Genomic DNA, 25,674 nt, shown 5'->3' with positions numbered 1-25,674 from the left:
GTCAGGGCGCGGCGACCGGCTCCGCGGCCGGCTCGGCCGGCACCGGGGCCGCCTTGCGGGCCCGGCGTTCGGCCAGCGCGCGCACCGGCCGCGGCGTCCAGTCCTTCGCCTTCAGCGCGGGCTTCTCGACCAGGTACCAGGAGAGCGCCGCGAGGAGGACCGTCCCGCCGAGGGACAGCAGGAGGTAGACCTTCATGCCGTGCGTGTTGCCCCCGAGCGCGGCGACGGCCTGTTCGACGGTGAAGCCGTACACGTAGATGCCGTACGAGAGGTCCCGCTTGACGCCGATCCGTTGGAACGGCCGGGGCAGCCGGACCGCCAGCCAGAAGAGCAGGTACGCGAAGGCCGGGTAGCCGAACGCGAACAGCCCGCCGTAGCGCAGGCTGGCGACGAGCACGACGGCCGACAGCAGCGCCAGCCCGGCGTGGATCGGGATCCGCTCCTTGTACAGCTGCACCGTGGCGCCGAGCAGGAAGACGAACGCCAGGTAGACGAAGTACTGGGTGTAGACCTGGCCGAAGACCGGCACATGGATGTAGAAGCCCATGTGGTGCGGGTTGTTGACGAAGCCGGGGGTCGTCCGCCAGTCCTCGAAGACCAGGATCCAGCCGACCAGGGTCAGCAGCGGCACCGTCTTCTTCGCGCGCAGCAGCACGCCGCCGGCGGCCAGCAGGCCCATCATGACGTAGCAGAGCATCTCGTAGTCGAGCGACCAGAGGGAGCCGTTGATGCCGGGGTCGTGGTTGGTGCCGGCCTTCACGCCGTCGTCGATCACGTTCGAGATGTCGAACCCGGTGGAGAGCGAGGCGTTCCAGGCACCCTTCAGGTACCTCAGCGGCCCGTGCGAGTGTGACCAGTAGCCGTCGAGCGAGTGGTGGGTCCGGTAGTACAGGGCGGGTGCCACCAGCAGGACGCAGACCAGGAGCGACGCCCAGAGCCCGGGCAGGATGCGCAGGGCGCGGTGCCAGGAGTAGCGGCCGATCGTGCTGCGCATGGCACTTCCGGTGATCATGAACCCGGAGAGCGCGAAGAAGCCGACCACCGAGAGCCGGCCGAGGTCGATCTGGCCGCCGCTGAACTGGGAGAGCGGAGCGGGCCGGCCGAACCCGAGCGGGTAGGCGTGGGAGTAGACGACGGCTACCGCGAGGGTCGTCCGGATCGCGCCGAAGCTGTTCACGCGGCCGGACAGACTGCCTCCCCTCAGCCACGCGGGGCGTCGGGTGTCGACGCCCCCACGTATGCCGTGTGAGGGTCCCGCAGGGTGGGTCATGGTCCGTCCGATCCGGCCGGCTGGGGAGCGGCCTGGGAATGGGCCTGTGAGGGGGGGGCAGGGGGAACGGCTGAGGGGACGGGTGCACCTGCGCTCGTCCCCTCGGCCGGTCGGGCTCCGCTACTGCTGCTTCAGCGAGTCCGTGTAGGCCTTGCAGGCCTGGTAGTCCGGCAGCAGGCCGGTGGCGAGGGCCTCCGAGAGGGAGGGCGCCACCGCGTCGCGGGCGGAGAGCTGCGGGGCGTCGGTCGGCCACTCGATGCCGAGGTCCGGGTCCAGCGGGTGCACGCCGTGCTCGCCGGTCGGGTTGTACGTCGCCGAGCAGAGGTAGGTCAGCGTGGCGTCGTCGGTGAGGGCGCAGAAGCCGTGGCCGAGGCCCTCGGGGATGTAGACGGCCTTGCGCTCGGTGTCGTCCAGCCGGACGAACTCCCACTTGCCGAAGTTCGGCGAGCCGACCCGCAGGTCGACGATGACGTCCAGCACCGCGCCGCGGGTGCAGGCCACGTACTTGGCCTGGCCGGGCGGGACGTCGGCGAAGTGGATGCCGCGGACGACGTCCTTGGCGGAGAGCGACAGGTTGGCCTGGGCCAGGTTCAGCGGGTGGCCGACGACCTCGGCGAGCCGGTCGAAGCGGTACCACTCGGTGAAGTGGCCGCGGGCGTCGCCGTGCACCTGCGGGGTGATCTCGAAGGCGCCCTCGATGGAGAGCTCGCGGAACTTCACTTGGCGGCCGCCTCTTCGAGCAGGCCCAGCAGGTACTGGCCGTAGCCGCTCTTCAGCAGCGGCTCGGCGAGCTCGCGCAGCTGGGCGTCGTCGATCAGGCCGGCCCGCCAGACGGCCTCCTCGATGCAGCCGATCTTGAAGCCCTGGCGCTCCTCGATGACCCGGACGAACTCCGAGGCCTGGACCATCGACACGAACGTGCCGGTGTCCAGCCAGGCGGTGCCGCGGTCGAGGATCGTCACGTGCAGGTCGCCGGTCTGCAGGTAGGCGTCGTTGACGGCGGTGATCTCCAGCTCGCCGCGGGCGCTCGGCTGCAGGTTGCGGGCGATCTCGACCACCCGGTTGTCGTAGAAGTACAGGCCCGGAACGGCGTAACGGGACTTGGGCTCGGTCGGCTTCTCCTCGATGGAGAGGACCTGGCCGCTCTCGTCGAACTCGACCACGCCGTACGCGGTCGGGTCGGCCACCGGGTAGGCGAAGACCCGGCCGCCCTTGATGTCCGAGTGCTCGGTGAGCCGGGTGCCCAGGCCGCTGCCGTGGAAGATGTTGTCGCCGAGGATCAGGGCCACCGGCTCGTCACCGATGAAGTCCGCGCCGAGCACGAAGGCCTGGGCGATGCCCTCGGGCTTCTCCTGGACGGCGTACTGGAGCTTCAGGCCGAACTGGGAACCGTCGCCCAGCAGCCGTTCGAACTGGTCCCGGTCGTTCGGGGTGGTGATGATCAGGATTTCGCTTATCCCGGCCATCACGAGGGTCGAGAGGGGGTAGTAGATCATCGGCTTGTCGAAGACCGGGAGGAGCTGCTTCGACACCGCACGGGTCAGCGGCCACAGCCGCGAGCCGGTGCCGCCGGCCAGGAGGATTCCACGCATGGGTGCACCTTATTCGAGATCGGTGAACGCGGGAGGGGCCGGGTCGGGAGGGTGTTCGGGCGGCGGTAGACTACGCGCATTATGCGCATCCTCGTGACCGGCGGCGCCGGATTCATCGGTTCGGAGTTCGTCCGTCAGCTCCTCGGGGCTGACGAGAATGCCCGGATCACGGTCTTTGACAAGCTCACCTACTCGGGTGTCCTGGAGAACCTGGCCCCGGTGGCCGGGCACCAGGGCTACACCTTCGTCCAGGGCGACATCTGCGATGTGGACGCCGTCGACCAGGTCATGCCGGGTCACGACGTGGTGGTGCACTTCGCCGCCGAGTCCCACGTGGACCGCTCGATCGCCGGTGCGGGCCCGTTCGTGCTGACCAACGTCGTGGGCACCCAGGTGCTGCTCGACGCGGCCCGCAAGCACGGCGTCGGCCGCTTCGTGCACATCTCCACCGACGAGGTGTACGGCTCGATCAACGAGGGCTCCTGGACCGAGACCTGGCCGCTGGAGCCGAACTCCCCGTACTCCGCCTCGAAGGCCTCCTCCGACCTGCTGGCGCTGGCCTACCACCGCACCCACGGCATGGACGTCGTGGTGACCCGCTGCTCCAACAACTACGGGCACTACCAGTTCCCGGAGAAGGTCATCCCGCTGTTCACCACCAACCTGATCGACGGCAAGAAGGTGCCGCTGTACGGCGACGGTGGCAACGTCCGCGACTGGCTGCACGTCTCGGACCACTGCCGGGGCATCGAGCTGGTCATGCGCGGCGGCCGGGCCGGTGAGGTCTACAACATCGGCGGCGGCACCGAGGCCACCAACAAGGAGCTGACCGGCCTGCTGCTCGAGGCCGCGGGCGCCGGCTGGGACATGGTCGAGCACGTCGAGGACCGCAAGGGCCACGACCTCCGCTACTCCATCGACATCAGCAAGATCCGCGAGGAGCTCGGCTACGAGCCGCAGGTCCGCTTCGAGGACGGCCTCGCCGCGACCATCGCCTGGTACCGCGAGAACCGCGCCTGGTGGGAGCCGCTGAAGCAGAAGGCGGCCCTGGCCAAGTGACCGCGAACGCCGCCGCGCCCGTGCGCTGGCTGGTCACCGGCGCGGCCGGGATGCTCGGGCAGGACCTGCTGTCGGTGCTGGGCGCCGACGGGGCCGCCGAGGTCACCGCGCTGCGCCGGGCGGACCTCGACATCACCGACGCGGCGGCCGTCCAGGCCGCCGTCGAGGGCCACGACATCGTGGTCAACTGCGCCGCCTGGACGAACGTCGACGCCGCGGAGACGGAGGAGGACGCCGCCACCGCCGTCAACGGCACCGGCGTGCGCCTCCTCGCCGCGGCGTGCGCCAAGGCCGGCGCGCGGCTGCTGCACGTCTCCACCGACTACGTCCTTCCGGGTGACGCCACCGAGCCATGCCCGGAGGACGCCCCGACCGCGCCGGTGAACGCGTACGGCCGCAGCAAGCTGGTGGGGGAGCAGGCGGTCGCCGAACTCCTCCCCGAGCACGGCTACGTGGTGCGCACCGCCTGGCTGTACGGCGAGCACGGCCCGAACTTCGTGGCCACCATGCTCAAGCTCGCCGCCCAGCGGGACACCCTGGACGTGGTGGACGACCAGCACGGCCAGCCGACCTGGTCGTACGCGCTGGCCGGCCGCCTGGTCGAGCTCGGCCGGGCCGCGCTCGCCGGGCAGGCCCCGGCCGGGATCTACCACGGCACCGCGAGCGGCCGCACCACCTGGTGCGGGCTGGCCCGCGAGAGCTACGCGCTGAGCGGGCTGGACCCGGAGCGGATCCGCCCGACCACGTCGGAGGCCTTCGTCCGCCCGGCCGCCCGTCCGGCCTTCAGCGTCCTGGCGCACGACCGCTGGGCCGCCGCCGGGCTGGCTCCGCTGCCCGAGTGGCGGGCCATGCTGGCCGAGGCCCTGGCCCGGCCCGTCTTCGCCGAACTGGCCGCCACGGCCCGGACCACGGAGAGCGACAGACCTCAGTGAAGAACGCACTGACGAAGGTGGCTGCCGCGCTACCGCCGGGAACCCTGGCGGTGGCCGGCGGCACCGTCGTATTGGGCGCCGCCTCCTACATCCACCTCGGGGTGGCGGGCCACAGCCTGTCCGTCGACGACATGGCGAACGTCTCGCTGCTGTGGACGATCGTGATGTCGGTGGGCATCGGCGTCTTCTTCCCGATCGAGCAGGAGCTCACCCGGATCGTCGCGGCGCGGGCGGCGCTCGGCCACGGTGCCGCGCCGGTACTGCGCCGGGCGACCCTGCTCACCGGCGGGATCCTCGCGGCGACCCTGGCCGTCCTCGGCGCCGCCTCCGGCCCGATCGCCCGGGCGATGTTCCACGGGGACCGCTCGCTGGTGCTGGCCCTCGGCGGCGCCTTCACCGGCATGGCCGTCTGCTACCTCACCCGCGGCGTGCTGGCCGGCCTCGGCCGCTTCGGCGCGTACGGCACCCAGCTCGGCCTGGACGGCGGCCTGCGGATCGGCCTGGCCTTCGCCTGCGGCGTGGCCGGGGTGCACTCGGCGCTCGCGTTCAGCCTGATCCTGGCCGTCGCGCCGATCCTGGCCGCGATCGTCACGCTGCCGCCGCTGCTGCGCGCGGTGAAGCCCGGCGAGCAGATCGGCTGGTCCGAACTCTGCTCCGGCCTCGGCCTGTTGATCTGCTCGACGCTGCTCTCGCAGGTCGTGGTGAACGCGGCCGTGGTGAGCACCAAGCTGCTCGCGCCGTCCGACTCCGCGCTGATCGCCGCCCTGCTCAACGCGCTGGTGCTGGCCCGGGTGCCGCTGTTCGTCTTCGGTTCGCTCCAGGCCTCGCTGCTGAACGGCCTCTCCGCCGCGATCGCGGTCGGGGACCGGGCCGCGTTCACCGGGATGCTCAAGAAGATCGGCGCCGTGGTGGGCGCGCTCGGCCTGCTCGGCGGGATCCCGGCGGTCGCCCTCGGCCCGTGGCTGATCCAGGTGCTGTTCCACGCCAAGCCGGTGCTCGGCTGCCTCGACTTCTTCTGGTTGTCCGCCGGAACCGTGGCGTACATGTTCGCGATGGTGCTCGGCCAGGCGCTGATGGTATTCAAGCGTCACAACCTTCAGCTGCTCTGCTGGGCGGTCGGCACCGTGGTCCTCGCCGGGGTGACCTTCCTGCCCGGCGACGTGTCCACCCGCGTGATCCTCGCGTACACCGCGGGTTCCGTGGCCACGGTCCTCGGTATGCTGGCGGTCCTGAGGCAGAGTTTCGCCCGTTCGGCGACGAATTCCGCAGGCCTCGTCCAGCAGCCGGGGGACTCGAACGCCGCGGTGTTGAGCAGCCGGACGGCCGGTGAGTGACCGTGTCCGCCCCTCATCTTCAGATCGCCGCGCAGCAGCGCGGGCCAGACCCCATTGATGGAGCCTCCGTGTCCCAGTACGACGATGTTTGGCTGGTGATCCCGGCCTACAACGAGGGCCAGGTGATCGCCGACGTTGTGGAGGGGGCGCGAAAGACGTTCCCGAACATCGTGGTGGTCGATGACGGCAGCGGCGACGACTCGGCCAAGCACATCATGGAGACGGGCGCGCACCTGGTGCGCCACCCGGTCAACCTCGGCCAGGGTGCCGCCCTCCAGACCGGCCTCGCCTACGCCCTGGCCCAGCCCGGTGCCAAGTACTTCGCCACCTTCGACGCCGACGGCCAGCACCAGACCGCCGACGTCGAGAAGATGGTCGCCCTGCTGCGGGAGGGCGACGTGGACGTCGTCCTCGGCTCGCGCTTCATCGAGCAGAACGGGCAGGTGCCGTGGATCAAGCGGGTCGTCCTGCGGACCGCGGCGACCGTCAGCCCGACCGCTCGCAAGCTCAAGCTGACCGACGCCCACAACGGCCTGCGCGTGCTCAACCGCGAGGCCGCCGGTCGGCTGCGGATCACCATGAACGGCATGGCGCACGCGTCGGAGATCGTCAGCTACCTCGCCGGCTCGGACCTCCGGGTCGCCGAACTCCCGGTGGACATCCTGTACACCGACTACTCACGCGCCAAGGGTCAGTCCCTGATCAACGGCGTCAACATCATCTTCGACATCTCGCTGCGGGAGCGTAGCCGCCGATGAAATTCTTCTGGATCCAGCTGGTTCTCATTCTCGGCTCGGTCTCTCTCGCCTTCATGTTCATCCGGCGTTGGGACCGTGCCAACACCCGCGCCTGGAAGCGCATCGCGTTCTCGGTCTTCGTGCTGGTGAACATCTACGCGGTGCTGCGTCCCACCGACGTGACCTGGCTGGCCCACCAGCTCGGCGTCGGCCGCGGCACCGACCTGGTGCTGTACGTGATGGTGCTGGGGATGGGCTTCCTGACCCTGAACACCTTCCTGCGCTTCCGCTCGCTGGAGAAGAAGCTCACCGACCTGGCGCGCACCGTGGCGATCAACGAGGGTGCCCGCCTGAACGAGGAGCGCTTCGACCTGGACCTGCCGGTCTCGGCGCCGGTCGACGGCAGCAAGGCCTGATCCCGTGGCGACCTTCGAGTTCATGCTGCCGTACTACGGCGACGTGGCGCTGATGCAGGCCGCGGTGCGGAGCATCCTCGCGCAGACCGACCGGGACTTCCGGCTGACCGTCATCGACGACGGCAAGGAGCCGGACGTCCCGGGCTGGTTCGCCTCGCTCGGCGACGACCGGGTGACGTACCTGCGCAACGAGCAGAACCTGGGCATCACCAAGAACTTCCAGAAGTGCGTGGAGCTGTCCACGGCCGACCACGTGGTCATCATGGGCTGCGACGACCTGTTGCACCCGCACTACCTGGAGACCGTCCGCTCGGTCCTCAAGGCCAACCCGGACCTGGGCATGGTCCAGCCGGGCGTCGAGGTCATCGACGGCAACGGCGAGGTCAGCCGTTCCGGCCTGGCGGACAACGTCAAGGAGAAGATCTACGCGCCGACCGTCAAGGGCCGGCGGCTGATGGGCGGCGAGGAGCTGGCCGCGAGCGTGCTGCGCGGCAACTGGCTCTACTTCCCGTCGATCTGCTGGCGGGGCGAGGCGCTGCGCGCGGTCAACTTCCGTGACGAGTACTCGGTGATCCAGGACCTGGCCCTGGTCGTCGACCTGCTGGAGCGGGGCGAGCAGATGATGGTGGACAACACCACCGTCGTCTTCCAGTACCGCCGGCACGCCGTCAGCGAGTCCTCGGTGCAGGCCTTCTCCGGCACCCGGTTCACCGAGGCGGAGCGGTACTTCAACGCGGTGGCCGAGCGGATGGACGCCCGCGGCTGGCCGAAGGCCGCCCGTGCGGCCCGGTTCCGCAGCGCCTCCCGGCTGCACGCGCTGACCATGCTGCCGGGCGCGCTGAAGCGCGGCCAGCGGGCCGGCGCCAAGGTGCTGGTCCGCCACGCGCTGACCGGCGGAGAGCGACACTGACGCCACGCGAGTCCTGATACGGCACTGGGCCGGTAGTCCGATCGGACTACCGGCCCAGTGCCGTATCAGGGTCGGGTGAGGGTCACTCGGGCAGGTCCGCGGAGAATCCGGGGAGCAGTTCACCCTTGCGCGGGTACGGGTTGACCTTCGGGCAGATCAGCTTCCCGAGGTCGACCTTCGGGTCCGACGGGTTCAGGAGCCCCGGGGCCTCGTTGCACTTGGGCGCGTAGGGGGAGCAGTGCCCCTTGGTGTCGGCGGTGGTCTGCGAGATCCAGGCCAGCATGCCGGTGCCCTCGTGCGGGTCGGGCATGTACTTGCTGGCGGTGGCGGAGCCCGCCATGCCGAAGAGCAGGCCCAGCGCGCAGATGGCGCCGATGGCCACGGCGCGCGGGTTGAGGCCCAGCGGGAGCCGGCGGCCGGTCTCCTCGGCCGTCTCGGCGGCGGCCGAAACGGCGCTCCGACGGCGGCGGGCGATCAGGTAGCACGCCAGGCCGACCAGGACCAGCAGGCAGTAGAGCAGCTGCGCGCTGGTGCGCGGGTAGAGCATGACGGCCTGGTCGCGCTCCATGTGGGAGGCGTACCAGTAGCGCATCAGCAGGGCGCTCGCCGAGCAGGCGGCGGCGGTCAGGACGGCGGCCCGGCCGATCCCGAGGGCCAGCGCCACGCCCAGGCCGACCAGCAGCAGGATCGTGAAGAGACCGACCCCGCCGAGCTCGCCGGGCAGCGGCCAGGTGCTCTGGCCGTCGGTGCCGGGAAGGTCGTCGCGCCACATCGCGAAGTAGGTCGGCTCGGTGTAGGTGTCGAAGTAGCAGTAGCGGTCGACCGTGCTTCCGGCGGACCCGAGCAGCCGGACCAAGTAGAGGGAGGAGGCGGCCAGGAAGACCCCGGAGGCGGCACCGATCGCGGTCAGGGCGTTGAGCAGGCCGGGGGTCCCGCCGGTGCGGCGGGCACGCAGCAGCAGCGCCACGGTGAGCACCACCACTCCGACGGCGGACCACACGAACCAGCCGGAGTAGAGGTTGAACAGCAGCGCGATGCCGAGGCCGAGCACGGCGCCGCGGACGGCGACGGTGCGGCGCGGGAGCTCCGGGGCGCGCTGCAGGAGCTGCATCAGCTTCGCCAGCACGGGGACGAAGGCGACGAGCACGAAGGTGGTGTACGGCTTGTACGGCTGCGCCATCGGCAGCGCGGCGGTGACGCCGATCCCGAGCGCCCAGAGCGGGGGCAGCAGCAGCCGCCAGGACAGGTAGGCGAGCGGGCCCAGCAGCGCGACGAACACCAGGTCGACGAGCTTGAGCGCGTGGCCGATCTCGCCGTGGGTGAGGTGCTCGGCGACGAAGGCGACGATGTGCGGGAACATCGGCGGGTAGGCGCCGTCGAGGGGCTTGCCGTCCATCAGGGCGCTGACCCAGGCCTGGAGGTTGCCGGAGTCACCCGACTGGGCGTACAGCGGCCAGTCGGTGCCACGCAGCGCGAGCGAGACGCCGGCCGCCAGGACGCCGGAGGACAGGCCCGCGACCGCGGCGGCGGCGAACCGGACCGGGACGTCCGCCCAGCGGCGCATCGCCGGCACCAGGACCACGACGATGACGCCGAGCAGCAGCAGGAGCCGGAGCTGCAGCGCGGCGAGGCCGCTGACCTGGCCGATCCGCGACATGGGGTTGAGCTGGACGGACGTCGCCAGGCCCGTCATGAGCAGGGCCGCCGTGACCGCGGTCAGGATCTCCGCGGCCCAGAGGACTGCGGGGCGGCGCAGGGCTGCCCGTCTTGTTCGGCTGGACGGTATGCCCTGTTGCATGCCCGGGGTGGAGGCGGGCTGCACGCTCGTCGTCACTGTTCGGTCCTTCTGCCTTCCGCAGCGATTCGGTACGGAGGCGGTGTGTGGTTTCGGTGCCGGACACCGCGATTCTGCCAGCACCCCGGGCACGGGATCATCAGGGGCCGAACCACCCTGCCCCAGTAGGACGTTGTCGTCCACGAGGGCGGAGCGCGTTGGCTCCGGCAGATCGCCGCGTGGCACACTGCCGATGCGCTTCGACGAGTGGTGGCGGGAATCGAGGCGCGCCGCCCGGAGCCGGTCACGACGAGATCGTCAAACTCATACAAGTAGGGAAGTGTCCCGGTGCAGCCGCTGATCGACTCTGCCCACACGTCCGACGGTCCGGACCGGGGTGAGGACGGCGGCACGAACGCGCCCGACACCCCGGTCGTGCCGGCCCGGCTGCGGGCGCTCGCCGCCCACCGCTGGTTCTGGCCGGCGGCCCTGCTGCTCGGGTACGGCGGGCAGGTGGTGTTCCGCCTGGTGCTGTCGATCCACAACTACTTCCCGTCGGTGCACGCCGACGAGGACTCCTACCTGGTGATCGCGCGGGTGCTGGCCGGCCGGTCGGCCACCGAGCTGCCGGTCGGGGTGGTGATCCCCGGCGGGTACCCGCTGCTGATATCGCCGGCGCTGCGGATCGCCGACAGCCCGGCCATGGCGTACCACCTGGTCATGGGCATCAACGCGGTGCTCAACGCGCTGGTGTTCCCGCTGGCCGTGGTGGCGGCGCGCCGGCTGGGCCTGTCCCGGCCGCACTCCTACCTGGTGGGCACCGCCGTGGCGCTGGTGCCGCCGGTGGTCTTCTACTCCCAGTTCGCCATGTCGGACACCGTGCTCCCGGTGCTCCTGCTGGCCTGGCTGCTCGCGATGCACGGCTGGCTCTCGCCCGGTACGACGGGCCGCCGCGCGCTGTACGCGGTGGGGATGGGCCTGGCGGCCGGCTACTCGCTGGCCACCCACGACCGCGGCGGCGTGGTCGTGGCGCTGACCGCGCTGGTCCTGGTCGTGGTCCTGGCCTTCGGCTGGGCGCCGAGACTCGCCTCGCTGGCCGGTGTCGGCGCGCTCGGGGTGTCGTACCTGGGCGCGCAGCTGCTGGCCGGCTTCGTCAGGAGCCGGTTCAAGGACGTGCCGCCGAGCGACGTCGGCAACAAGGTCTTCGAGAACCTCGGGGACAGCAAGTACATCGGCACGATCATCGCCCGCACGTTCGGACAGCTGTGGTACTTCATGACCTCCACGTACGGCTTCGGGGCGATCGCCCTGGTGCTGTGCGTGGTGGTGGTGTTCCGGCGCCGGTACACGGTGGCCGAGCGGGTGGTGGCCTTCACCATGGTGGCGCTGCTGTTCGGCACCGCGCTGGCGTCCGCGGCCGGCCTGGCGGACAACGACCGGACCGACAACTGGGTGTACGCCCGGTACTGCGCGGTGCTGGTGCCGCTGTTCCTGGTGGTCGGCCTGGCCGCGCTGTGGCGGGCCGGGGTCCGGGCGCTGCTGTGGTCGGCGCTGGCAGGCACCGTGCTGATCGGGGTCATCCAGCTGTCGGTCGGCGCGTACGCGGGCTCCGCGCTCAAGCTCTGGGTCAGTCCGTGGACGGTGCCGGACGCGATGTTCCTGGCCTCCACCTGGGACGGCCTGCACATGATCCGGACGACCTTCGGGGCGCTGGCGGTGCTGGCCGCGTGCCTGCTGCTGCGGGTGGCCGGCGGGCGCCGGGTGGTCGCCGCCGTGGTGGGGTGCGTGACGCTGTTCGCCGCCTACGCGACGGTCGCCGTCACCGGCAACGTCGCCCAACCGCACGCCAAGGAGCGCAAGTACCAGGCGGTCGGAATGGCCAAGGAGGCGGGCCTGCGCAAGGACGACAACGTCGTCCTGGACATGGACCTCGACTGGGACGCCCGGATGTCGATGGCCTACGAGGTCTACTGGGGCCGGGTCTGGTCGGACGACCTGAAGGACGGTTCCAACCCGCCGCAGGAGGCCACCGCGTACCTGGCCGGCTGGGCCAAGGGCGCCCTGCCCCAGGCCAGCTGGCCGGACGCGAGGCCCGGCTGGCGCATCGCGAAGTTCAACAAGGACAAGGGCTGGGTGCTCTGGCGCAGGGACTGACCCGGGCGTCACCCCGTCGGGGCCGGTGAGGAGCGCCTCACCGGCCCCGATTGGCATCCGGGCTGCTCCATGTGGCAGTATGTCCAAGTTGCTCGGTTGAGTGCCGATGCTGCGCGCCTCCCGCCGGGAGGACCGGAAGCGAGTCCCATGTACTCGTCGTTCCCGTGATGGCCGTCAAGCGTGAGTTCTACGCCACGGCAGCTGCGGGGCGAAAGTACGGGAATCTTCCGGGAAGCGTGAGCGGGGCCTCGATCCGGCACCCCCACCCCGAAAGTTCGAAACCGACGAAGTACTTCGCCGGTTTTTTGCAAGCGCGAGTGCGACACGCCCGAGCGCGGGGGTCGGAGGGGGTCGTGCAGTGACTAAGGACAAAGGACTACTGAGTAGCCATGGCGGGACAGAAGATCCGCATCCGGCTCAAGGCCTACGACCACGAGGTCATCGACTCCTCGGCGAAGAAGATCGTCGAGACGGTGATTCGTACTGGTGCGCAGGTCGCGGGCCCGGTGCCGCTGCCCACTGAGAAGAACGTGTACTGCGTCATCCGCTCGCCGCACAAGTACAAGGACTCGCGCGAGCACTTCGAGATGCGTACTCACAAGCGTCTGATCGACATCCTCGACCCCACGCCGAAGACGGTTGACTCGCTCATGCGTCTCGACCTGCCGGCGGGCGTCGACATCGAGATCAAGCTCTGAGAGGCGCACCGAAGATGGCTAAGCAGATTAAGGGCATCCTGGGCGAGAAGCTCGGCATGACCCAGGTCTGGGACGAGAACAACCGGGTCGTCCCGGTGACCGTCGTCAAGGCTGGGCCGAATGTCGTGACCCAGGTCCACACCGCCGACAGCCCGGCCGGCTACGACGCCGTCCAGATCGGCTTCGGCGAGATCGACCCCCGCAAGGTGAACAAGCCCCTCGCGGGCCACTTCGCCAAGGCCGGTGTCACCCCGCGCCGTCACCTGGTCGAGCTGCGTACCTCGGACGCGTCCGAGTACACCCTGGGCCAGGAGATCACCGCCGAGCTGTTCGAGGCGGGTGTCAAGGTCGACGTGACCGGCACCTCCAAGGGCAAGGGCTTCGCCGGTGTCATGAAGCGCCACAACTTCCGGGGCCTCGGCGCCGGTCACGGTGTGCAGCGCAAGCACCGCTCGCCCGGCTCGATCGGTGGCTGTGCCACCCCGGGTCGTGTGTTCAAGGGCGTACGGATGGCCGGCCGGATGGGCCACGAGCGCGTGACCACCCAGAACCTGACCATCCATGCCGTTGACGCGGAGAAGGGGCTGCTCCTGATCAAGGGCGCAATCCCGGGCCCGAACGGCGGCCTCGTCCTCGTCCGCACCGCGGCGAAGGGGCTGTGAGGATATGAGCACCATTGACATCCTGTCGCCCTCGGGCGACAAGACCGGCAGCCTCGAGCTGCCGGCCGAGATCTTCGACGCGAAGGTCAGCGTTCCGCTGATGCACCAGGTCGTCGTGGCGCAGCTCGCTGCGGCCCGTCAGGGCACCCACAAGACCAAGACTCGTGCCGAGGTCCGCGGTGGCGGCAGGAAGCCGTACCGCCAGAAGGGCACCGGCCGCGCCCGTCAGGGCTCGACCCGTGCGCCGCAGTTCGCCGGCGGTGGCGTCGTGCACGGTCCCGTGCCGCGCGACTACTCGCAGCGGACCCCGAAGAAGATGATCGCCGCCGCCCTGCGCGGTGCGCTCACCGACCGGGCCCGCCACAACCGCATCCACGTCGTCACCGACGTGGTCGCGGCCGAGGCGCCGTCGACCAAGGCCGCCAAGGGTCTGTTCGGCAAGATCACCGAGCGCAAGAACATCCTCCTCGTCGTCGAGCGTGCCGACGAGCTGGGTCTCAAGAGCGCCCGCAACCTGCCGCACGTGCACATCCTGGACGCTGGCCAGCTGAACACCTACGACGTGCTCGTCTCCGACGATGTGGTCTTCACCCAGGCCGCCTTCGAGCGTTTCGTGGCGGGTCCCGCCGCGTCTGCCAAGGCCGTGGCTGCTGAGGGCGAGCTCGAAGGGAGCGCCGCCTGATGGCTGCAGAGATCACGAGCAAGACGTTCACGGACCCCCGTGACGTCCTGGTGAAGCCGGTCATCTCCGAGAAGAGCTACTCGCTCCTCGACGAGAACAAGTACACGTTCGTCGTGTCGCCCGGTGCCAACAAGACCCAGATCAAGCAGGCCGTCGAGGCGGTCTTCTCGGTCAAGGTCGAGTCCGTCAACACGCTCAACCGTCAGGGCAAGCGCAAGCGCTCCAAGACGGGCTTTGGCAAGCGCAAGGACACCAAGCGCGCCATCGTGACGCTGGCTGAGGGCAACCGCATCGACATCTTCGGTGGTCCGGTCTCCTAACGGAGGTCGTGATCGTCGATAAGGACGAGGACGAGAGAGCCAAATGGGCATCCGCAAGTACAAGCCGACTACGCCGGGCCGTCGTGGCTCCAGCGTGGCCGACTTCGTAGAGATCACGCGGTCCACCCCGGAGAAGTCGCTGGTTCGCCCCCTGCACAGCAAGGGCGGCCGTAACAACGCCGGTCGGATCACCGTTCGCCACCAGGGTGGCGGTCACAAGCGCGCCTACCGCGTGATCGACTTCCGTCGTCACGACAAGGACGGCGTGCCGGCCAAGGTCGCGCACATCGAGTACGACCCGAACCGCACCGCGCGCATCGCGCTCCTGCACTACGCGGACGGCGAGAAGCGCTACATCATCGCGCCGCGTGGCATCACGCAGGGTGACCGGATTGAGAACGGCCCTGGCGCCGACATCAAGCCGGGCAACAACCTGCCGCTTCGCAACATCCCGGTCGGTACGACCATCCACGCGGTGGAGCTGCGTCCCGGTGGCGGTGCCAAGATGGCCCGCTCCGCCGGTTCCGGCATTCAGCTGCTGGCGCGTGAGGGCAAGATGGCGCACCTGCGCATGCCCTCCGGTGAGATCCGCCTGGTCGACGCGCGCTGCCGCGCGACCGTCGGCGAGGTCGGCAACGCCGAGCAGTCGAACATCAACTGGGGCAAGGCCGGCCGTATGCGCTGGAAGGGCGTTCGCCCGACCGTGCGTGGTGTGGCCATGAACCCGATCGACCACCCGCACGGTGGTGGTGAGGGTAAGACCTCCGGTGGTCGCCACCCGGTCTCGCCGTGGGGCCAGAAGGAGGGTCGTACCCGTCGCCCGAAGAAGGCGTCGGACGCTCTCATCGTGCGCCGCCGCAAGACCAACAAGAAGCGCTAGGAGCAGGTCAGATGCCGCGCAGTCTCAAGAAGGGCCCCTTCATCGACGGCCACCTTCTCAAGAAGGTGGACGCTCAGAACGAGGCGGGTACCCAGAACGTCATCAAGACCTGGTCCCGTCGTTCCGTGATCTTCCCGGCCATGCTCGGCCACACGATCGCGGTTCACGATGGCCGCAAGCACGTCCCGGTGTTCGTCACCGAGTCGATGGTCGGCCACAAGCTCGGCGAGTTCGCGCCGACGCGCACGTTCCGCGGTCACGTCAAGGACGACCGCAAGTCGAAGCGTCGCTAGTCGCCAGCGAGATTACCGACTCAATGACTTACACCAGCAAGGGGACAACCATGGAAGCCAGGGCCCAGGCGCGGTACATCCGCGTCACGCCCATGAAGGCCCGCCGCGTGGTGGACCTCATCCGTGGCCTGAACGCCACGGAGGCCCAGGCGGTCCTGCGTTTCGCTCCGCAGGCCGCCACCGTGCCGGTCGGCAAGGTGCTCGACAGCGCCATTGCCAACGCCGTGCACAACTACAACCACAACAACGTGGACGACCTCGTCATCAGCGAGGCGTACGTTGACGAGGGCCCGACCCTGAAGCGGTTCCGTCCGCGTGCCCAGGGTCGTGCCTACCGGATCCGCAAGCGGACCAGCCACATCACCGTGGTCGTCAGCAGCAAGGAAGGGACCCGGTAATGGGCCAGAAGGTTAACCCGCACGGGTTCCGCCTCGGCATCAGCACGGACTTCAAGTCCCGCTGGTACGCCGACAAGCTGTACAAGGACTACGTCAAGGAAGACGTTGCCATTCGTCGCATGATGACGAAGGGCATGGAGCGCGCCGGCATCTCCAAGGTCGAGATCGAGCGCACCCGCGACCGCGTCCGCGTCGACATCCACACCGCCCGCCCCGGCATCGTCATCGGTCGCCGTGGCACCGAGGCCGACCGCATCCGCGGCGACCTCGAGAAGCTGACCGGCAAGCAGGTCCAGCTGAACATCCTCGAGGTCAAGAACCCCGAGCTGGACGCCCAGCTCGTGGCTCAGGGCGTCGCGGAGCAGCTGTCCTCCCGCGTCTCCTTCCGTCGTGCCATGCGCAAGTCGATGCAGGGCACCATGAAGTCCGGCGCCAAGGGCATCAAGGTCCAGTGCTCCGGTCGTCTCGGCGGCGCCGAGATGAGCCGTTCGGAGTTCTACCGCGAGGGTCGCGTGCCGCTGCACACCCTGCGCGCGAACGTCGACTACGGCTTCTTCGAGGCCAAGACCACCTTCGGCCGCATCGGCGTGAAGGTCTGGATCTACAAGGGCGACGTCAAGAACATCGCCGAGGTCCGCGCTGAGAACGCCGCTGCCCGCTCGGGCAACCGCCCGGCCCGTCCCGAGGGTGGTCGTCCCGCCCGCGGTGGCGAGCGCCGTGGTGGCGAGCGCGGTGGCCGTGGCCGTCGTCCCGCCGCTGCCGAGGCCCCCGCGGCCCCGGCCGCCGAGGCGCCGGCTGCCGAGAACACCGGAACGGAGGCCTGACCCCAATGCTGATCCCCCGTAGGGTCAAGCACCGCAAGCAGCACCACCCCAAGCGCCGCGGCGCTGCCAAGGGTGGCACCGAGCTCGCGTTCGGCGAGTACGGCATCCAGGCCGTCACCCCGGCCTACGTGACGAACCGGCAGATCGAGTCCGCTCGTATCGCCGTCACCCGTCACATCAAGCGTGGCGGCAAGGTCTGGATCAACATCTACCCGGACCGTCCGCTCACCAAGAAGCCGGCCGAGACCCGCATGGGTTCCGGTAAGGGTTCGCCCGAGTGGTGGATCGCGAACGTGCACCCGGGTCGGGTCATGTTCGAGCTGTCGTACCCCAACGAGAAGGTGGCTCGTGAGGCGCTGACCCGCGCTGCTCACAAGCTCCCGATGAAGTGCCGGATCATCCGGCGCGAGGCAGGTGAGAGCTGATGTCGGCCGGCACCAAGGCTGCTGACCTCCGCGAGCTGGACAACGAGGGTCTCGTTGCCAAGCTCCGCGAGGCCAAGGAGGAGCTGTTCAACCTCCGCTTCCAGGCGGCGACCGGGCAGCTCGACAACCACGGACGGCTCAAGCTCGTCCGTAAGGACATCGCGCGGATCTACACCCTGATGCGCGAGCGCGAGCTGGGCATCGAGACGGTGGAGAGCGCCTGATGACTGAGAACACCAACGAGACGCGCGGTTTCCGCAAGACCCGTGAGGGTCTCGTCGTCAGCGACAAGATGGACAAGACCGTCGTCGTCGCCGTCGAGGACCGCGTCAAGCACGCTCTGTACGGCAAGGTCATCCGCCGTACGAACAAGCTGAAGGCGCACGACGAGGCGAACGCCTGCGGCATCGGCGACCGGGTGCTCCTCGCGGAGACCCGCCCGCTGTCCGCGACGAAGCGCTGGCGCGTCGTCGAGATCCTCGAGAAGGCCAAGTAACGAAGTTGATGCGGTACGGCCGTATGTGCACCAGGCCCCTCCGGGGGCGCTGGTGTGAGCAGCGGCCGGCCGGTCAGCTCTCGTTGACGATCAGGAGAAAGCTGTGATCCAGCAGGAGTCGCGACTGCGTGTCGCCGACAACACGGGCGCGAAGGAAATCCTTTGCATCCGCGTTCTCGGTGGCTCCGGTCGCCGCTACGCCGGTATCGGGGACGTCATCGTCGCGACCGTCAAGGACGCGATCCCCGGCGGTTCGGTGAAGAAGGGTGACGTCGTCAAGTGCGTCGTCGTCCGTACCGTGAAGTCGCGTCGTCGTCCGGATGGCTCGTACATCCGCTTCGACGAGAACGCCGCGGTTGTTCTGAAGAACACCGATGGTGACCCCCGTGGCACCCGCATCTTCGGCCCGGTGGGCCGCGAGCTGCGTGACAAGAAGTTCATGAAGATCATCTCGCTTGCGCCGGAGGTGCTCTAACTCATGGCGAACAGCATGAAGATCAAGAAGGGTGACCTGGTTCAGGTCATCACCGGCAAGGACAAGGGCAAGCAGGGCAAGGTCATCCAGGCCATGCCGGCTGAGAACAAGGTCCTGGTCGAGGGTGTGAACCGGGTCAAGAAGCACACCAAGCCGGGCCCGGGCACTCAGGGTGGCATTGTCACCGTCGAGGCCCCGGTGCACGTCTCCAACGTCCAGCTGGTCGTGGAGAAGGACGGCAAGAAGGTCGTCACCCGCGTTGGCTACCGCTTCGATGACGAGGGCAACAAGATCCGCGTTGCCAAGCGAACCGGTGAGGACATCTGATGTCTGAGACGACTGTTGAGAAGGTGACCCCCCGTCTCAAGGAGCGTTACAACTCCGAGATCAAGGGTCAGCTGCAGGAGGAGTTCTCGTACGAGAACGTCATGCTGATCCCCGGCCTGGTCAAGGTCGTGGTCAACATGGGCGTCGGCGAGGCTGCCCGTGACAGCAAGCTGATCGAGGGCGCGATCCGCGACCTGACCGCGATCACCGGTCAGAAGCCGGCCGTGACCAAGGCTCGCAAGTCCATCGCGCAGTTCAAGCTGCGCGAGGGCCAGCCGATCGGCACCCACGTCACCCTCCGCGGTGACCGCATGTGGGAGTTCCTGGACCGTCTGGTGTCGCTGGCCCTGCCGCGTATCCGTGACTTCCGTGGCCTCTCCCCGAAGCAGTTCGACGGCCGTGGCAACTACACCTTCGGTCTGACCGAGCAGGTCATGTTCCACGAGATCGACCAGGACAAGGTCGACCGTCAGCGCGGTATGGACATCACCGTCGTGACCACCGCTCAGACCGACGACGAGGGCCGGGCGCTCCTGCGCGCTCTGGGCTTCCCGTTCAAGGAGGCGTGAGCCAATGGCGAAGAAGTCCCTCATCGCGAAGGCCGAGCGGAAGCCGAAGTTCGGCGTCCGGGCCTACACCCGGTGCCAGCGCTGCGGCCGTCCGCACTCGGTGTACCGTAAGTTCGGCCTCTGCCGTGTCTGCCTTCGTGAGATGGCGCACCGCGGCGAGCTGCCGGGCGTGACCAAGAGCTCCTGGTAGTCCTCTTCCTTTCGGAAGACGGCCAGAGCTTTAGGCACCGCCAGCGAAGCAGAGGTGCCCGATCCCACACCGCCCATTTTTGGGCTGCCGTACGGATTCCCGTAAGGTAGTGGGGTCGGGCCCCCTGCCACGGCTTCCCCATGGACGTCCGTGGCCCTCTTACGGGAGGGCTCGCACCCAGTCTTACGACGTCGCAGGTCCCCTGCGCTTGTGCCTCTGCCGCACTCGAAAGAGTGCGGAAGGGGGACCTGGCGCGGAGAAACCGCGGCGAGAGAGGCCTGAGGCCATCATGACCATGACCGACCCCATCGCAGACATGCTCACGCGTCTGCGTAACGCGAACTCGGCGTACCACGACTCCGTGGCGATGCCGGCCAGCAAGATCAAGGCGCACGTCGCCCAGATCCTGCAGCAGGAGGGGTACATCTCCTCCTACAAGGTTGAGGAGCCTGCTGAGGGCGAGGTCGGCAAGAAGCTGACCATCGAGCTCAAGTTCGGCCCCAACCGTGAGCGCTCCATCGCCGGCATCAAGCGCATCAGCAAGCCGGGTCTGCGCGTTTACGCAAAGTCCACCAACCTGCCGAAGGTCCTCGGTGGCCTGGGCGTGGCGATCATCTCCACGTCTTCGGGTCTCCTGACCGACAAGCAGGCCGCCAAGAAGGGCGTAGGCGGAGAAGTTCTCGCCTACGTCTGGTAATTCGGGAAACGGAGGTACAGCAATGTCGCGCATTGGACGGCTGCCCATCCAGGTCCCCGCTGGCGTGGACGTCACCATCGATGGCCAGGCGGTCTCGGTGAAGGGCCCGAAGGGCTCGCTCACCCACGTCGTCGCCGAGCCGATCGGGATCGGCAAGGCCGAGGACGGCACTGTGCTCGTCTCTCGTCCGAACGACGAGCGTCGCTCGAAGGCCCTGCACGGCCTGACCCGCACGCTGGTGGCGAACATGATCACCGGCGTGACCGCGGGCTACCGCAAGTCGCTGGAGATCAGCGGTGTTGGTTACCGTGTGACCGCGAAGGGCTCCGACATGGAGTTCGCGCTCGGTTACAGCCACCCGATTCTGATCACCGCGCCGGAGGGCATCTCCTTCGTCGTCGAGTCGCCCACCAAGTTCCACGTGGACGGCATCGACAAGCAGAAGGTCGGCGAGGTCGCCGCGAACATCCGCAAGCTGCGCAAGCCCGACCCGTACAAGGCCAAGGGTGTCAAGTACGCGGGCGAGGTCATCCGCCGCAAGGTCGGAAAGAGTGGTAAGTAAGCGATGAGTGTCTCTGTCAAGATCGGCAAGGGCAACGCCTACAAGAGCGCCGCTCGCAAGCGCCGCGCGATCCGTGTTCGCAAGCGCGTCGTCGGCACCGAGGTGCGTCCGCGCCTCGTCGTGACGCGCTCGAACCGTCACATGGTCGCCCAGGTCATCGACGACGCCAAGGGTCACACCCTGGCGTCGGCGTCCACCCTCGACGTGTCCATCAAGGGCGCCGAGGGCGACAAGACCGAGCTGGCCAAGAAGGTCGGGAGCCTGGTCGCCGAGCGCGCCAAGGCTGCCGGCATCGAGTCGGTCGTCTTCGACCGCGCGGGCAACCGGTACGCCGGCCGCATCGCCGCCCTGGCGGACGCGGCTCGCGAGGCCGGGCTCGACTTCTAAGCCGCTCGTCGACTCTGTCGACGGACGTAAACGAGAGAGGTAAATCCAATGGCTGGACCCCAGCGCCGCGGTAGCGGCGCCGGTGGCGGCACCGGTGGCGAGCGGCGCGACCGTAAGCGTGACGACCGGGGCAACGCCCCCGCCGTCGAGAAGACCGCTTACGTCGAGCGCGTTGTCGCGATCAACCGTGTCGCCAAGGTTGTCAAGGGTGGCCGTCGTTTCTCCTTCACCGCGCTCGTCGTGGTGGGCGATGGCGATGGCACCGTGGGTGTCGGTTACGGGAAGGCGAAGGAGGTTCCGGCCGCCATCGCCAAGGGTGTTGAGGAGGCCAAGAAGAGCTTCTTCAAGGTCCCCCGTATCCAGGGCACCATCCCCCACCCGATCCAGGGTGAGAAGGCCGCCGGCGTCGTGCTCCTGAAGCCCGCCGCCCCCGGTACCGGTGTTATCGCCGGTGGTCCGGTGCGCGCCGTCCTGGAGTGCGCCGGCATCCACGACATCCTGTCGAAGTCGCTCGGCTCGGACAACGCGATCAACATCGTGCACGCCACCGTGGCCGCTCTGAAGGGCCTCGTGCGCCCCGAGGAGATCGCCGCCCGTCGTGGCCTGCCGCTGGAGGACGTGGCCCCCGCGGCTCTGCTGCGGGCGCGTGCTGCTGGGGTGAGCGCCTGATGGCTCGCCTGAAGATCACGCAGACCAAGTCGTACATCGGCAGCAAGCAGAATCACCGTGACACCCTGCGTTCGCTTGGTCTCAAGCGCATGCACGACGTCGTGGTGAAGGAGGACCGTCCCGAGATCCGCGGGATGGCCCACACGGTCCGTCACCTGGTGACGGTTGAGGAGGTGGACTGATCATGGGCGACAACCCGATCAAGATCCACAACCTGCGTCCCGCCCCGGGTGCCAAGACCGACAAGATCCGCGTGGGTCGTGGTGAGGGTTCCAAGGGTAAGACCGCTGGTCGTGGTACCAAGGGCACGAAGGCCCGCTACCAGGTTCCGCAGCGCTTCGAGGGTGGCCAGATGCCGCTCCACATGCGCCTGCCGAAGCTGAAGGGCTTCAAGAACCCGTTCAAGATCACGTTCCAGGTTGTCAACCTCGACAAGCTGGCCGAGCTCTACCCGCAGGGTGGCGAGGTCACCGTCGAGGACCTGGTCGCCAAGGGCGCGGTTCGCAAGAACTCCCTCGTCAAGGTGCTCGGCACCGGCGAGATCTCGGTCGCCCTCCAGGTTGCGGTGGACGCCGTCTCCGGTTCGGCCGCCGAGAAGATCAAGGCCGCCGGCGGTACGGTCACCGAGCTCATCTGAGCCCGCTGAATTCCGCCCACGAGCCCCGCACCTCCTTCGGGAGGTGCGGGGCTCGTGCTGTTCCCGGGGATTTCCGGCCGGACGGTGCTCGTTCTTTTGTGTGGCAAAACCGGGCATCCCGTACCCCGTGAGTGGGGGAGCGGCGGTACACGCTTCTTCCGAGTGGCCGCGCACTGTTAGAGTCCGTGGAGTTCCCTTGTAGGCTGCGCGTAGGCTCGCCTGTGCCGTCTGTACGGGAGCCCGTACCGCAAAACTCCCCATTCAGGACCGACCCTCCCGCCGACGACGCGCGGGAGGCGCAGGAGGCACCGTGCTCAGTGCGTTCGCGCGGGCGTTCCAGACGCCCGACCTGCGCAAGAAGCTGCTGTTCACGCTGGGCATCATGGTGCTGTTCCGGCTGGGCTCGCACATCCCGATTCCGGGCGTGAGTTTCACGGCCGTGAACGAGTGCGTGAAGGAGACCAAGAACAGTGGCCTCTTCGGACTCGTCAACCTGTTCAGCGGTGGCGCGCTCCTCCAGCTGACGATCTTCGCCCTCGGCATCATGCCGTACATCACGGCGAGCATCATCCTCCAGCTCCTCACCGTCGTGATCCCGCGACTGGAGATGCTGAAGAAGGAGGGACAGGCCGGCCAGGCGAAGATCACCCAGTACACCCGGTACCTGACCATCGCCCTCGCCGTGCTCCAGGGCACCGGCATCGTGGCGACGGCCTCCAGCGGCGCGCTGTTCTCCGGCTGCCCGCTGGCCAACCAGATCGTCCCGGACACCAGCGTGTTCCGGATCGCCGTCATGGTCCTCACCATGACCGCGGGCACCACGGTCATCATGTGGCTGGGCGAGCTGATCACCGACCGCGGCATCGGCAACGGCATGTCGCTGCTGATCTTCACCTCGATCGCGGCCCAGTTCCCGTCCTCGATGTGGGCGATCAAGCAGTCCGGCACCATCGGCGACGGCTGGGTCGAGTTCCTCTCCGTGGTCGCGGTCGGCATCATCGTCGTGATGCTGGTCATCTTCGTCGAGCAGGCCCAGCGCCGGATCCCGGTCCAGTACGCGAAGCGGATGATCGGCCGCCGGGCGTTCGGTGGGACCTCGACCTACATCCCGCTCAAGGTGAACCAGGCCGGTGTCATCCCGGTCATCTTCGCCTCGTCGCTGCTGTACATCCCCGCCCTCGTGGTCCAGCTGACCAACAGCCAGGCGGGCTGGGCCACGTGGATCCGGACGAACTTCGTCAAGGGTGACCACCCGATCTACATGGCCACCTACTTCCTGCTGATCGTCTTCTTCGCCTTCTTCTACGTCGCCATCTCCTTCAACCCCGAAGAAGTTGCCGACAACATGAAGAAGTATGGTGGGTTCATCCCGGGTATCCGGGCCGGCCGACCGACGGCCGAGTACCTGAACTACGTGCTGACCCGAATCACGTGGCCGGGTTCGCTCTACCTGGGCCTGATCGCGTTGATCCCGATGATCGCCCTGGTCGCCTTCGGACAGCAGACCAACTTCCCGTTCGGCGGCACCAGCGTGCTCATCGTCGTCGGCGTCGGACTCGAAACTGTGAAGCAGATCGAGAGCCAGCTCCAGCAGCGCAATTACGAAGGGTTCCTCCGCTGATGCGTATCGTCCTCGTTGGTCCTCCCGGGGCCGGGAAGGGTACTCAGGCGCACCTGCTCGCCAAGACCCTGTCCATCCCCCACATCTCCACCGGCGACCTGTTCCGTGCGAACATCAGCCAGGGCACCCCGCTGGGGCTCGAGGCCAAGAGCTACATGGACGCGGGACACCTGGTGCCGGACGAGGTCACCATCGGGATGGCCAAGGACAGAATGCTCCAGGAGGACGCAGCCAACGGCTTCCTGCTCGACGGCTTCCCCCGCAACCTGGGGCAGGCCAAGGCGCTGGACGAGTTCCTCGCCGAGCAGGGCATAAAGCTGGACGGTGTGCTGGACCTGGAGGTCCCCGAGGACGAGGTCGTCCGCCGGATCGCCGGCCGTCGCCTGTGCCGCAACGACGGCGGCCACGTCTTCCACGTGGACTACAACCCGCCGAAGGCCGAGGGCGTCTGCGACGAGTGCGGCGGCGAGCTGTACCAGCGCTCGGACGACACCGAGGAGAAGGTGCGCACGCGCCTGGAGGTCTACCACACGGAGACCGAGCCGATCATCGACTACTACGTCCAGCAGGGCCTGGTGGCGACGATCTCGGCCCTCGGCAAGGTGGACGAGGTCACCGCCCGCTCGATCGAGGCGTTGAAGCAGGACAGCTGAGTCTCTCGGCGAACGTACGACGGTACGGCCGGGTCGCCCGTGAAGCGGGTGGCCCGGCCGTTTCGGCGTCGTACGGTGGTAGCAGTGGTAATCCGGACTTGGAAGGCGTGACCAGATGGTGGAGATCAAGACCCCCGAGCAGATCGCGAAGATGCGAGCGGCCGGGCTGGTCGTCGCCGAGGCCCTGAAGGCCTGCCGCGAGGCGGTCGTCCCGGGGGTGACCACCCAGGAGCTCAACGACATCGCGGACAAGGTCATCACCGACCACGGCGCCACCTCGAACTTCCGCGCCCACCACGGCGGGCTCTGGTTCCCGGGCGTCATCTGCGCCTCGGTGAACAACGAGGTCGTGCACGGCATCCCCGGTGAGCGGGTGCTCCAGGAGGGCGACGTCATCTCGATCGACTGCGGCGCCATCCTGGACGGCTGGCACGGCGACTCGGCCATCACGGTGGCGGTCGGCGAGGTCCGCCCGGAGGTCGAGATGCTGAGCCGGGTCACCGAGGGCTCGATGTGGGCCGGCATCGCCCAGATGAAGAAGAACAACCGTCTGGTCGACGTCTCCAAGGCCATCGAGGGCTTCATCCGCCGCCAGCCGCTTCCGCCGAAGGGCAAGTGGGGCATCACCGAGGGCTACGGCGGCCACGGCATCGGCACCGCGATGCACATGGAGCCGCACGTGCTGAACTACGTCGAGCGCGGCCGCGGCAAGGGCCCGAAGCTGGTGCCGGGCACCGTGCTGGCGATCGAGCCGATGGTCTCGCTCGGCACCCCGCACACCACCGTGCTGGAGGACGACTGGACGGTCGTCACCAACGACGGCACCTGGGCCTCGCACTGGGAGCACTCGGTGGCCATCACGGAGCAGGGCCCGCTGGTGCTGACCGCCTTCGACGGCGGCAAGGCGGAACTGGCCAAGCTGGGCATCACCGCAGCTCCGGACCCCCTCGCGTAGTCACGGCGGCGCCCAACTGCCGCCGCTGACAAGGGATCAGAGCCCTGGAGGTTTGGACCTCCAGGGCTTTTGTCCT

General features: G+C 68.4%; 35 protein-coding genes. 31 read left to right on the top strand and 4 right to left on the bottom strand.

All coding sequences use genetic code 11. The annotated features are described in order from the left end of the window. Position 1: 1 nt before the first annotated feature. The 3 genes from ACGF13_RS00925 to rfbA form a co-directional block, all read right to left on the bottom strand. Complete coding sequence (locus ACGF13_RS00925) at positions 2 to 1,177, bottom strand: acyltransferase family protein (RefSeq protein WP_392867380.1); 1,176 nt, start codon at positions 1,175 to 1,177, stop codon at positions 2 to 4. A 213-nt stretch (positions 1,178 to 1,390) separates the two neighbouring features. Then, a complete protein-coding gene (gene rfbC, locus ACGF13_RS00920) occupies positions 1,391 to 1,990 on the bottom strand; it encodes a dTDP-4-dehydrorhamnose 3,5-epimerase (protein WP_392867377.1) in 600 nt (199 codons plus the stop codon). Further along, positions 1,987 to 2,862: a glucose-1-phosphate thymidylyltransferase RfbA gene (gene rfbA / locus ACGF13_RS00915; RefSeq protein WP_392867373.1), complete on the bottom strand. Its 876-nt coding sequence runs from the start codon at positions 2,860 to 2,862 to the stop codon at positions 1,987 to 1,989. The genes rfbC and rfbA overlap by 4 nt, the downstream gene beginning before the upstream one ends. An 81-nt stretch (positions 2,863 to 2,943) precedes the next feature. Here rfbA and rfbB point away from each other — a divergent pair, with 81 nt between their 5' ends. The 6 genes from rfbB (at position 2,944) to ACGF13_RS00885 (ending at position 8,250) form a co-directional block, all read left to right on the top strand. Then, positions 2,944 to 3,921: a dTDP-glucose 4,6-dehydratase gene (gene rfbB / locus ACGF13_RS00910; RefSeq protein WP_392867370.1), complete on the top strand. Its 978-nt coding sequence runs from the start codon at positions 2,944 to 2,946 to the stop codon at positions 3,919 to 3,921. Continuing rightward, positions 3,918 to 4,853: a dTDP-4-dehydrorhamnose reductase gene (rfbD, locus tag ACGF13_RS00905; protein ID WP_392867367.1), complete on the top strand. Its 936-nt coding sequence runs from the start codon at positions 3,918 to 3,920 to the stop codon at positions 4,851 to 4,853. The genes rfbB and rfbD overlap by 4 nt, the downstream gene beginning before the upstream one ends. After that, positions 4,850 to 6,187 carry a lipopolysaccharide biosynthesis protein gene (locus tag ACGF13_RS00900; RefSeq protein ID WP_392867364.1) on the top strand — a complete coding sequence of 446 codons (1,338 nt, stop codon included), beginning with the start codon at positions 4,850 to 4,852 and terminating at the stop codon, positions 6,185 to 6,187. Before rfbD ends, ACGF13_RS00900 begins: the two co-directional genes overlap by 4 nt. A 68-nt stretch (positions 6,188 to 6,255) precedes the next feature. Next, positions 6,256 to 6,945 (top strand): glycosyltransferase family 2 protein, encoded by a 690-nt coding sequence (locus ACGF13_RS00895; RefSeq protein ID WP_392867362.1) that lies wholly within the window; start codon positions 6,256 to 6,258, stop codon positions 6,943 to 6,945. Then, entirely contained in the window at positions 6,942 to 7,340 is a 399-nt protein-coding gene (locus ACGF13_RS00890) for a DUF2304 domain-containing protein (protein WP_392867359.1), read from the top strand. Before ACGF13_RS00895 ends, ACGF13_RS00890 begins: the two co-directional genes overlap by 4 nt. Positions 7,341 to 7,344: 4 nt before the next feature. After that, positions 7,345 to 8,250: a glycosyltransferase family 2 protein gene (locus tag ACGF13_RS00885; protein WP_392867356.1), complete on the top strand. Its 906-nt coding sequence runs from the start codon at positions 7,345 to 7,347 to the stop codon at positions 8,248 to 8,250. Positions 8,251 to 8,332: 82 nt separating this feature from the next. On the opposite strand, the gene ACGF13_RS00880 is transcribed toward ACGF13_RS00885, so the two are convergent. Then, positions 8,333 to 10,084, bottom strand: coding sequence for a hypothetical protein (locus ACGF13_RS00880; protein WP_392867353.1), 1,752 nt, complete (start codon positions 10,082 to 10,084; stop codon positions 8,333 to 8,335). A 288-nt stretch (positions 10,085 to 10,372) separates the two neighbouring features. Between ACGF13_RS00880 and ACGF13_RS00875 the strand changes: the two genes are divergently transcribed. The 25 genes from ACGF13_RS00875 (at position 10,373) to map (ending at position 25,598) form a co-directional block, all read left to right on the top strand. After that, positions 10,373 to 12,178, top strand: coding sequence for a hypothetical protein (locus ACGF13_RS00875; protein WP_392867350.1), 1,806 nt, complete (start codon positions 10,373 to 10,375; stop codon positions 12,176 to 12,178). Between the two features lie 389 nt (positions 12,179 to 12,567). After that, complete coding sequence (rpsJ, locus tag ACGF13_RS00870) at positions 12,568 to 12,876, top strand: 30S ribosomal protein S10 (RefSeq protein ID WP_012785157.1); 309 nt, start codon at positions 12,568 to 12,570, stop codon at positions 12,874 to 12,876. A gap of 14 nt (positions 12,877 to 12,890) precedes the next feature. Next, positions 12,891 to 13,538: a 50S ribosomal protein L3 gene (gene rplC, locus ACGF13_RS00865; RefSeq protein ID WP_030055817.1), complete on the top strand. Its 648-nt coding sequence runs from the start codon at positions 12,891 to 12,893 to the stop codon at positions 13,536 to 13,538. Positions 13,539 to 13,542: 4 nt separating this feature from the next. Continuing rightward, entirely contained in the window at positions 13,543 to 14,220 is a 678-nt protein-coding gene (rplD, locus tag ACGF13_RS00860; protein ID WP_392867347.1) for a 50S ribosomal protein L4, read from the top strand. Then, positions 14,220 to 14,540 (top strand): 50S ribosomal protein L23, encoded by a 321-nt coding sequence (gene rplW, locus ACGF13_RS00855; protein WP_063348967.1) that lies wholly within the window; start codon positions 14,220 to 14,222, stop codon positions 14,538 to 14,540. Before rplD ends, rplW begins: the two co-directional genes overlap by 1 nt. A 43-nt stretch (positions 14,541 to 14,583) precedes the next feature. Further along, positions 14,584 to 15,420: a 50S ribosomal protein L2 gene (rplB, locus tag ACGF13_RS00850; RefSeq protein ID WP_031063050.1), complete on the top strand. Its 837-nt coding sequence runs from the start codon at positions 14,584 to 14,586 to the stop codon at positions 15,418 to 15,420. A gap of 11 nt (positions 15,421 to 15,431) precedes the next feature. Further along, positions 15,432 to 15,713, top strand: a complete 282-nt coding sequence (rpsS, locus tag ACGF13_RS00845) for a 30S ribosomal protein S19 (RefSeq protein WP_030055821.1) — start codon at positions 15,432 to 15,434, stop codon at positions 15,711 to 15,713. A gap of 50 nt (positions 15,714 to 15,763) precedes the next feature. Next, positions 15,764 to 16,111, top strand: coding sequence for a 50S ribosomal protein L22 (rplV, locus tag ACGF13_RS00840; protein WP_033824229.1), 348 nt, complete (start codon positions 15,764 to 15,766; stop codon positions 16,109 to 16,111). Further along, positions 16,111 to 16,935: a 30S ribosomal protein S3 gene (gene rpsC / locus ACGF13_RS00835; protein WP_030263494.1), complete on the top strand. Its 825-nt coding sequence runs from the start codon at positions 16,111 to 16,113 to the stop codon at positions 16,933 to 16,935. Before rplV ends, rpsC begins: the two co-directional genes overlap by 1 nt. A gap of 5 nt (positions 16,936 to 16,940) precedes the next feature. After that, entirely contained in the window at positions 16,941 to 17,360 is a 420-nt protein-coding gene (gene rplP, locus ACGF13_RS00830) for a 50S ribosomal protein L16 (RefSeq protein WP_030055824.1), read from the top strand. After that, positions 17,360 to 17,584: a 50S ribosomal protein L29 gene (rpmC, locus tag ACGF13_RS00825; protein WP_049649042.1), complete on the top strand. Its 225-nt coding sequence runs from the start codon at positions 17,360 to 17,362 to the stop codon at positions 17,582 to 17,584. The genes rplP and rpmC overlap by 1 nt, the downstream gene beginning before the upstream one ends. Next, complete coding sequence (rpsQ, locus tag ACGF13_RS00820; RefSeq protein ID WP_030055826.1) at positions 17,584 to 17,856, top strand: 30S ribosomal protein S17; 273 nt, start codon at positions 17,584 to 17,586, stop codon at positions 17,854 to 17,856. Before rpmC ends, rpsQ begins: the two co-directional genes overlap by 1 nt. A 103-nt stretch (positions 17,857 to 17,959) precedes the next feature. Further along, positions 17,960 to 18,331, top strand: a complete 372-nt coding sequence (gene rplN / locus ACGF13_RS00815; protein ID WP_030393301.1) for a 50S ribosomal protein L14 — start codon at positions 17,960 to 17,962, stop codon at positions 18,329 to 18,331. Between the two features lie 15 nt (positions 18,332 to 18,346). Continuing rightward, positions 18,347 to 18,658: a 50S ribosomal protein L24 gene (gene rplX / locus ACGF13_RS00810; protein WP_030232484.1), complete on the top strand. Its 312-nt coding sequence runs from the start codon at positions 18,347 to 18,349 to the stop codon at positions 18,656 to 18,658. Further along, entirely contained in the window at positions 18,658 to 19,227 is a 570-nt protein-coding gene (gene rplE / locus ACGF13_RS00805) for a 50S ribosomal protein L5 (RefSeq protein WP_363427433.1), read from the top strand. The genes rplX and rplE overlap by 1 nt, the downstream gene beginning before the upstream one ends. Before the next feature lie 4 nt (positions 19,228 to 19,231). Beyond that, on the top strand, positions 19,232 to 19,417 hold the full coding sequence (locus ACGF13_RS00800) for a type Z 30S ribosomal protein S14 (RefSeq protein WP_030393303.1): 186 nt from the start codon (positions 19,232 to 19,234) through the stop codon (positions 19,415 to 19,417). A 289-nt stretch (positions 19,418 to 19,706) separates the two neighbouring features. After that, positions 19,707 to 20,114 (top strand): 30S ribosomal protein S8, encoded by a 408-nt coding sequence (gene rpsH / locus ACGF13_RS00795; RefSeq protein WP_030280781.1) that lies wholly within the window; start codon positions 19,707 to 19,709, stop codon positions 20,112 to 20,114. Positions 20,115 to 20,136: 22 nt separating this feature from the next. Further along, entirely contained in the window at positions 20,137 to 20,676 is a 540-nt protein-coding gene (rplF, locus tag ACGF13_RS00790; RefSeq protein WP_392867340.1) for a 50S ribosomal protein L6, read from the top strand. Positions 20,677 to 20,679: 3 nt separating this feature from the next. Continuing rightward, positions 20,680 to 21,063, top strand: coding sequence for a 50S ribosomal protein L18 (gene rplR, locus ACGF13_RS00785; RefSeq protein WP_030280785.1), 384 nt, complete (start codon positions 20,680 to 20,682; stop codon positions 21,061 to 21,063). 48 nt (positions 21,064 to 21,111) lie between these two features. After that, the gene (rpsE, locus tag ACGF13_RS00780) at positions 21,112 to 21,732 is read left to right on the top strand and encodes a 30S ribosomal protein S5 (protein ID WP_392867337.1); all 621 of its coding nucleotides are present in this window, start codon (positions 21,112 to 21,114) and stop codon (positions 21,730 to 21,732) included. Continuing rightward, positions 21,732 to 21,914 (top strand): 50S ribosomal protein L30, encoded by a 183-nt coding sequence (rpmD, locus tag ACGF13_RS00775; RefSeq protein WP_030055835.1) that lies wholly within the window; start codon positions 21,732 to 21,734, stop codon positions 21,912 to 21,914. Before rpsE ends, rpmD begins: the two co-directional genes overlap by 1 nt. A 2-nt stretch (positions 21,915 to 21,916) precedes the next feature. After that, a complete protein-coding gene (rplO, locus tag ACGF13_RS00770; RefSeq protein ID WP_392867334.1) occupies positions 21,917 to 22,369 on the top strand; it encodes a 50S ribosomal protein L15 in 453 nt (150 codons plus the stop codon). 310 nt (positions 22,370 to 22,679) lie between these two features. Then, complete coding sequence (gene secY, locus ACGF13_RS00765) at positions 22,680 to 23,990, top strand: preprotein translocase subunit SecY (protein WP_392867331.1); 1,311 nt, start codon at positions 22,680 to 22,682, stop codon at positions 23,988 to 23,990. After that, positions 23,990 to 24,643, top strand: coding sequence for an adenylate kinase (locus ACGF13_RS00760; RefSeq protein WP_363380951.1), 654 nt, complete (start codon positions 23,990 to 23,992; stop codon positions 24,641 to 24,643). The genes secY and ACGF13_RS00760 overlap by 1 nt, the downstream gene beginning before the upstream one ends. Positions 24,644 to 24,758: 115 nt before the next feature. Continuing rightward, positions 24,759 to 25,598, top strand: coding sequence for a type I methionyl aminopeptidase (map, locus tag ACGF13_RS00755; protein ID WP_392867328.1), 840 nt, complete (start codon positions 24,759 to 24,761; stop codon positions 25,596 to 25,598). The last annotated feature ends 76 nt before the right edge of the window (positions 25,599 to 25,674 follow it).

This window comes from Kitasatospora sp. NPDC048286, from assembly GCF_043201735.1.
Lineage (GTDB): Bacteria > Actinomycetota > Actinomycetes > Streptomycetales > Streptomycetaceae > Kitasatospora.
This window is presented reverse-complemented; position numbering and strand designations above follow the sequence as displayed.

What these genes read in the sequence shown, in the direction of transcription:
- rplP (WP_030055824.1), top strand. Translation starts at nt 16,941, where the DNA reads ATGCTGATCCCCCGTAGGGTCAAGCACCGCAAGCAGCACCACCCCAAG.
- rplW (WP_063348967.1), top strand. Translation starts at nt 14,220, where the DNA reads ATGGCTGCAGAGATCACGAGCAAGACGTTCACGGACCCCCGTGACGTC.
- rpsE (WP_392867337.1), top strand. Translation starts at nt 21,112, where the DNA reads ATGGCTGGACCCCAGCGCCGCGGTAGCGGCGCCGGTGGCGGCACCGGT.
- rplR (WP_030280785.1), top strand. Translation starts at nt 20,680, where the DNA reads ATGAGTGTCTCTGTCAAGATCGGCAAGGGCAACGCCTACAAGAGCGCC.
- rplO (WP_392867334.1), top strand. Translation starts at nt 21,917, where the DNA reads ATGGGCGACAACCCGATCAAGATCCACAACCTGCGTCCCGCCCCGGGT.
- ACGF13_RS00800 (WP_030393303.1), top strand. Translation starts at nt 19,232, where the DNA reads ATGGCGAAGAAGTCCCTCATCGCGAAGGCCGAGCGGAAGCCGAAGTTC.
- ACGF13_RS00890 (WP_392867359.1), top strand. Translation starts at nt 6,942, where the DNA reads ATGAAATTCTTCTGGATCCAGCTGGTTCTCATTCTCGGCTCGGTCTCT.
- rplX (WP_030232484.1), top strand. Translation starts at nt 18,347, where the DNA reads ATGAAGATCAAGAAGGGTGACCTGGTTCAGGTCATCACCGGCAAGGAC.
- rpsH (WP_030280781.1), top strand. Translation starts at nt 19,707, where the DNA reads ATGACCATGACCGACCCCATCGCAGACATGCTCACGCGTCTGCGTAAC.
- rplC (WP_030055817.1), top strand. Translation starts at nt 12,891, where the DNA reads ATGGCTAAGCAGATTAAGGGCATCCTGGGCGAGAAGCTCGGCATGACC.
- rpsS (WP_030055821.1), top strand. Translation starts at nt 15,432, where the DNA reads ATGCCGCGCAGTCTCAAGAAGGGCCCCTTCATCGACGGCCACCTTCTC.
- rpmC (WP_049649042.1), top strand. Translation starts at nt 17,360, where the DNA reads ATGTCGGCCGGCACCAAGGCTGCTGACCTCCGCGAGCTGGACAACGAG.
- rplF (WP_392867340.1), top strand. Translation starts at nt 20,137, where the DNA reads ATGTCGCGCATTGGACGGCTGCCCATCCAGGTCCCCGCTGGCGTGGAC.
- rplD (WP_392867347.1), top strand. Translation starts at nt 13,543, where the DNA reads ATGAGCACCATTGACATCCTGTCGCCCTCGGGCGACAAGACCGGCAGC.
- rplB (WP_031063050.1), top strand. Translation starts at nt 14,584, where the DNA reads ATGGGCATCCGCAAGTACAAGCCGACTACGCCGGGCCGTCGTGGCTCC.
- rplV (WP_033824229.1), top strand. Translation starts at nt 15,764, where the DNA reads ATGGAAGCCAGGGCCCAGGCGCGGTACATCCGCGTCACGCCCATGAAG.
- rfbB (WP_392867370.1), top strand. Translation starts at nt 2,944, where the DNA reads ATGCGCATCCTCGTGACCGGCGGCGCCGGATTCATCGGTTCGGAGTTC.
- rplE (WP_363427433.1), top strand. Translation starts at nt 18,658, where the DNA reads ATGTCTGAGACGACTGTTGAGAAGGTGACCCCCCGTCTCAAGGAGCGT.
- rpsC (WP_030263494.1), top strand. Translation starts at nt 16,111, where the DNA reads ATGGGCCAGAAGGTTAACCCGCACGGGTTCCGCCTCGGCATCAGCACG.
- rpmD (WP_030055835.1), top strand. Translation starts at nt 21,732, where the DNA reads ATGGCTCGCCTGAAGATCACGCAGACCAAGTCGTACATCGGCAGCAAG.
- map (WP_392867328.1), top strand. Translation starts at nt 24,759, where the DNA reads ATGGTGGAGATCAAGACCCCCGAGCAGATCGCGAAGATGCGAGCGGCC.
- ACGF13_RS00760 (WP_363380951.1), top strand. Translation starts at nt 23,990, where the DNA reads ATGCGTATCGTCCTCGTTGGTCCTCCCGGGGCCGGGAAGGGTACTCAG.
- rpsJ (WP_012785157.1), top strand. Translation starts at nt 12,568, where the DNA reads ATGGCGGGACAGAAGATCCGCATCCGGCTCAAGGCCTACGACCACGAG.
- rpsQ (WP_030055826.1), top strand. Translation starts at nt 17,584, where the DNA reads ATGACTGAGAACACCAACGAGACGCGCGGTTTCCGCAAGACCCGTGAG.
- rfbA (WP_392867373.1), bottom strand. Translation starts at nt 2,862, where the DNA reads ATGCGTGGAATCCTCCTGGCCGGCGGCACCGGCTCGCGGCTGTGGCCG.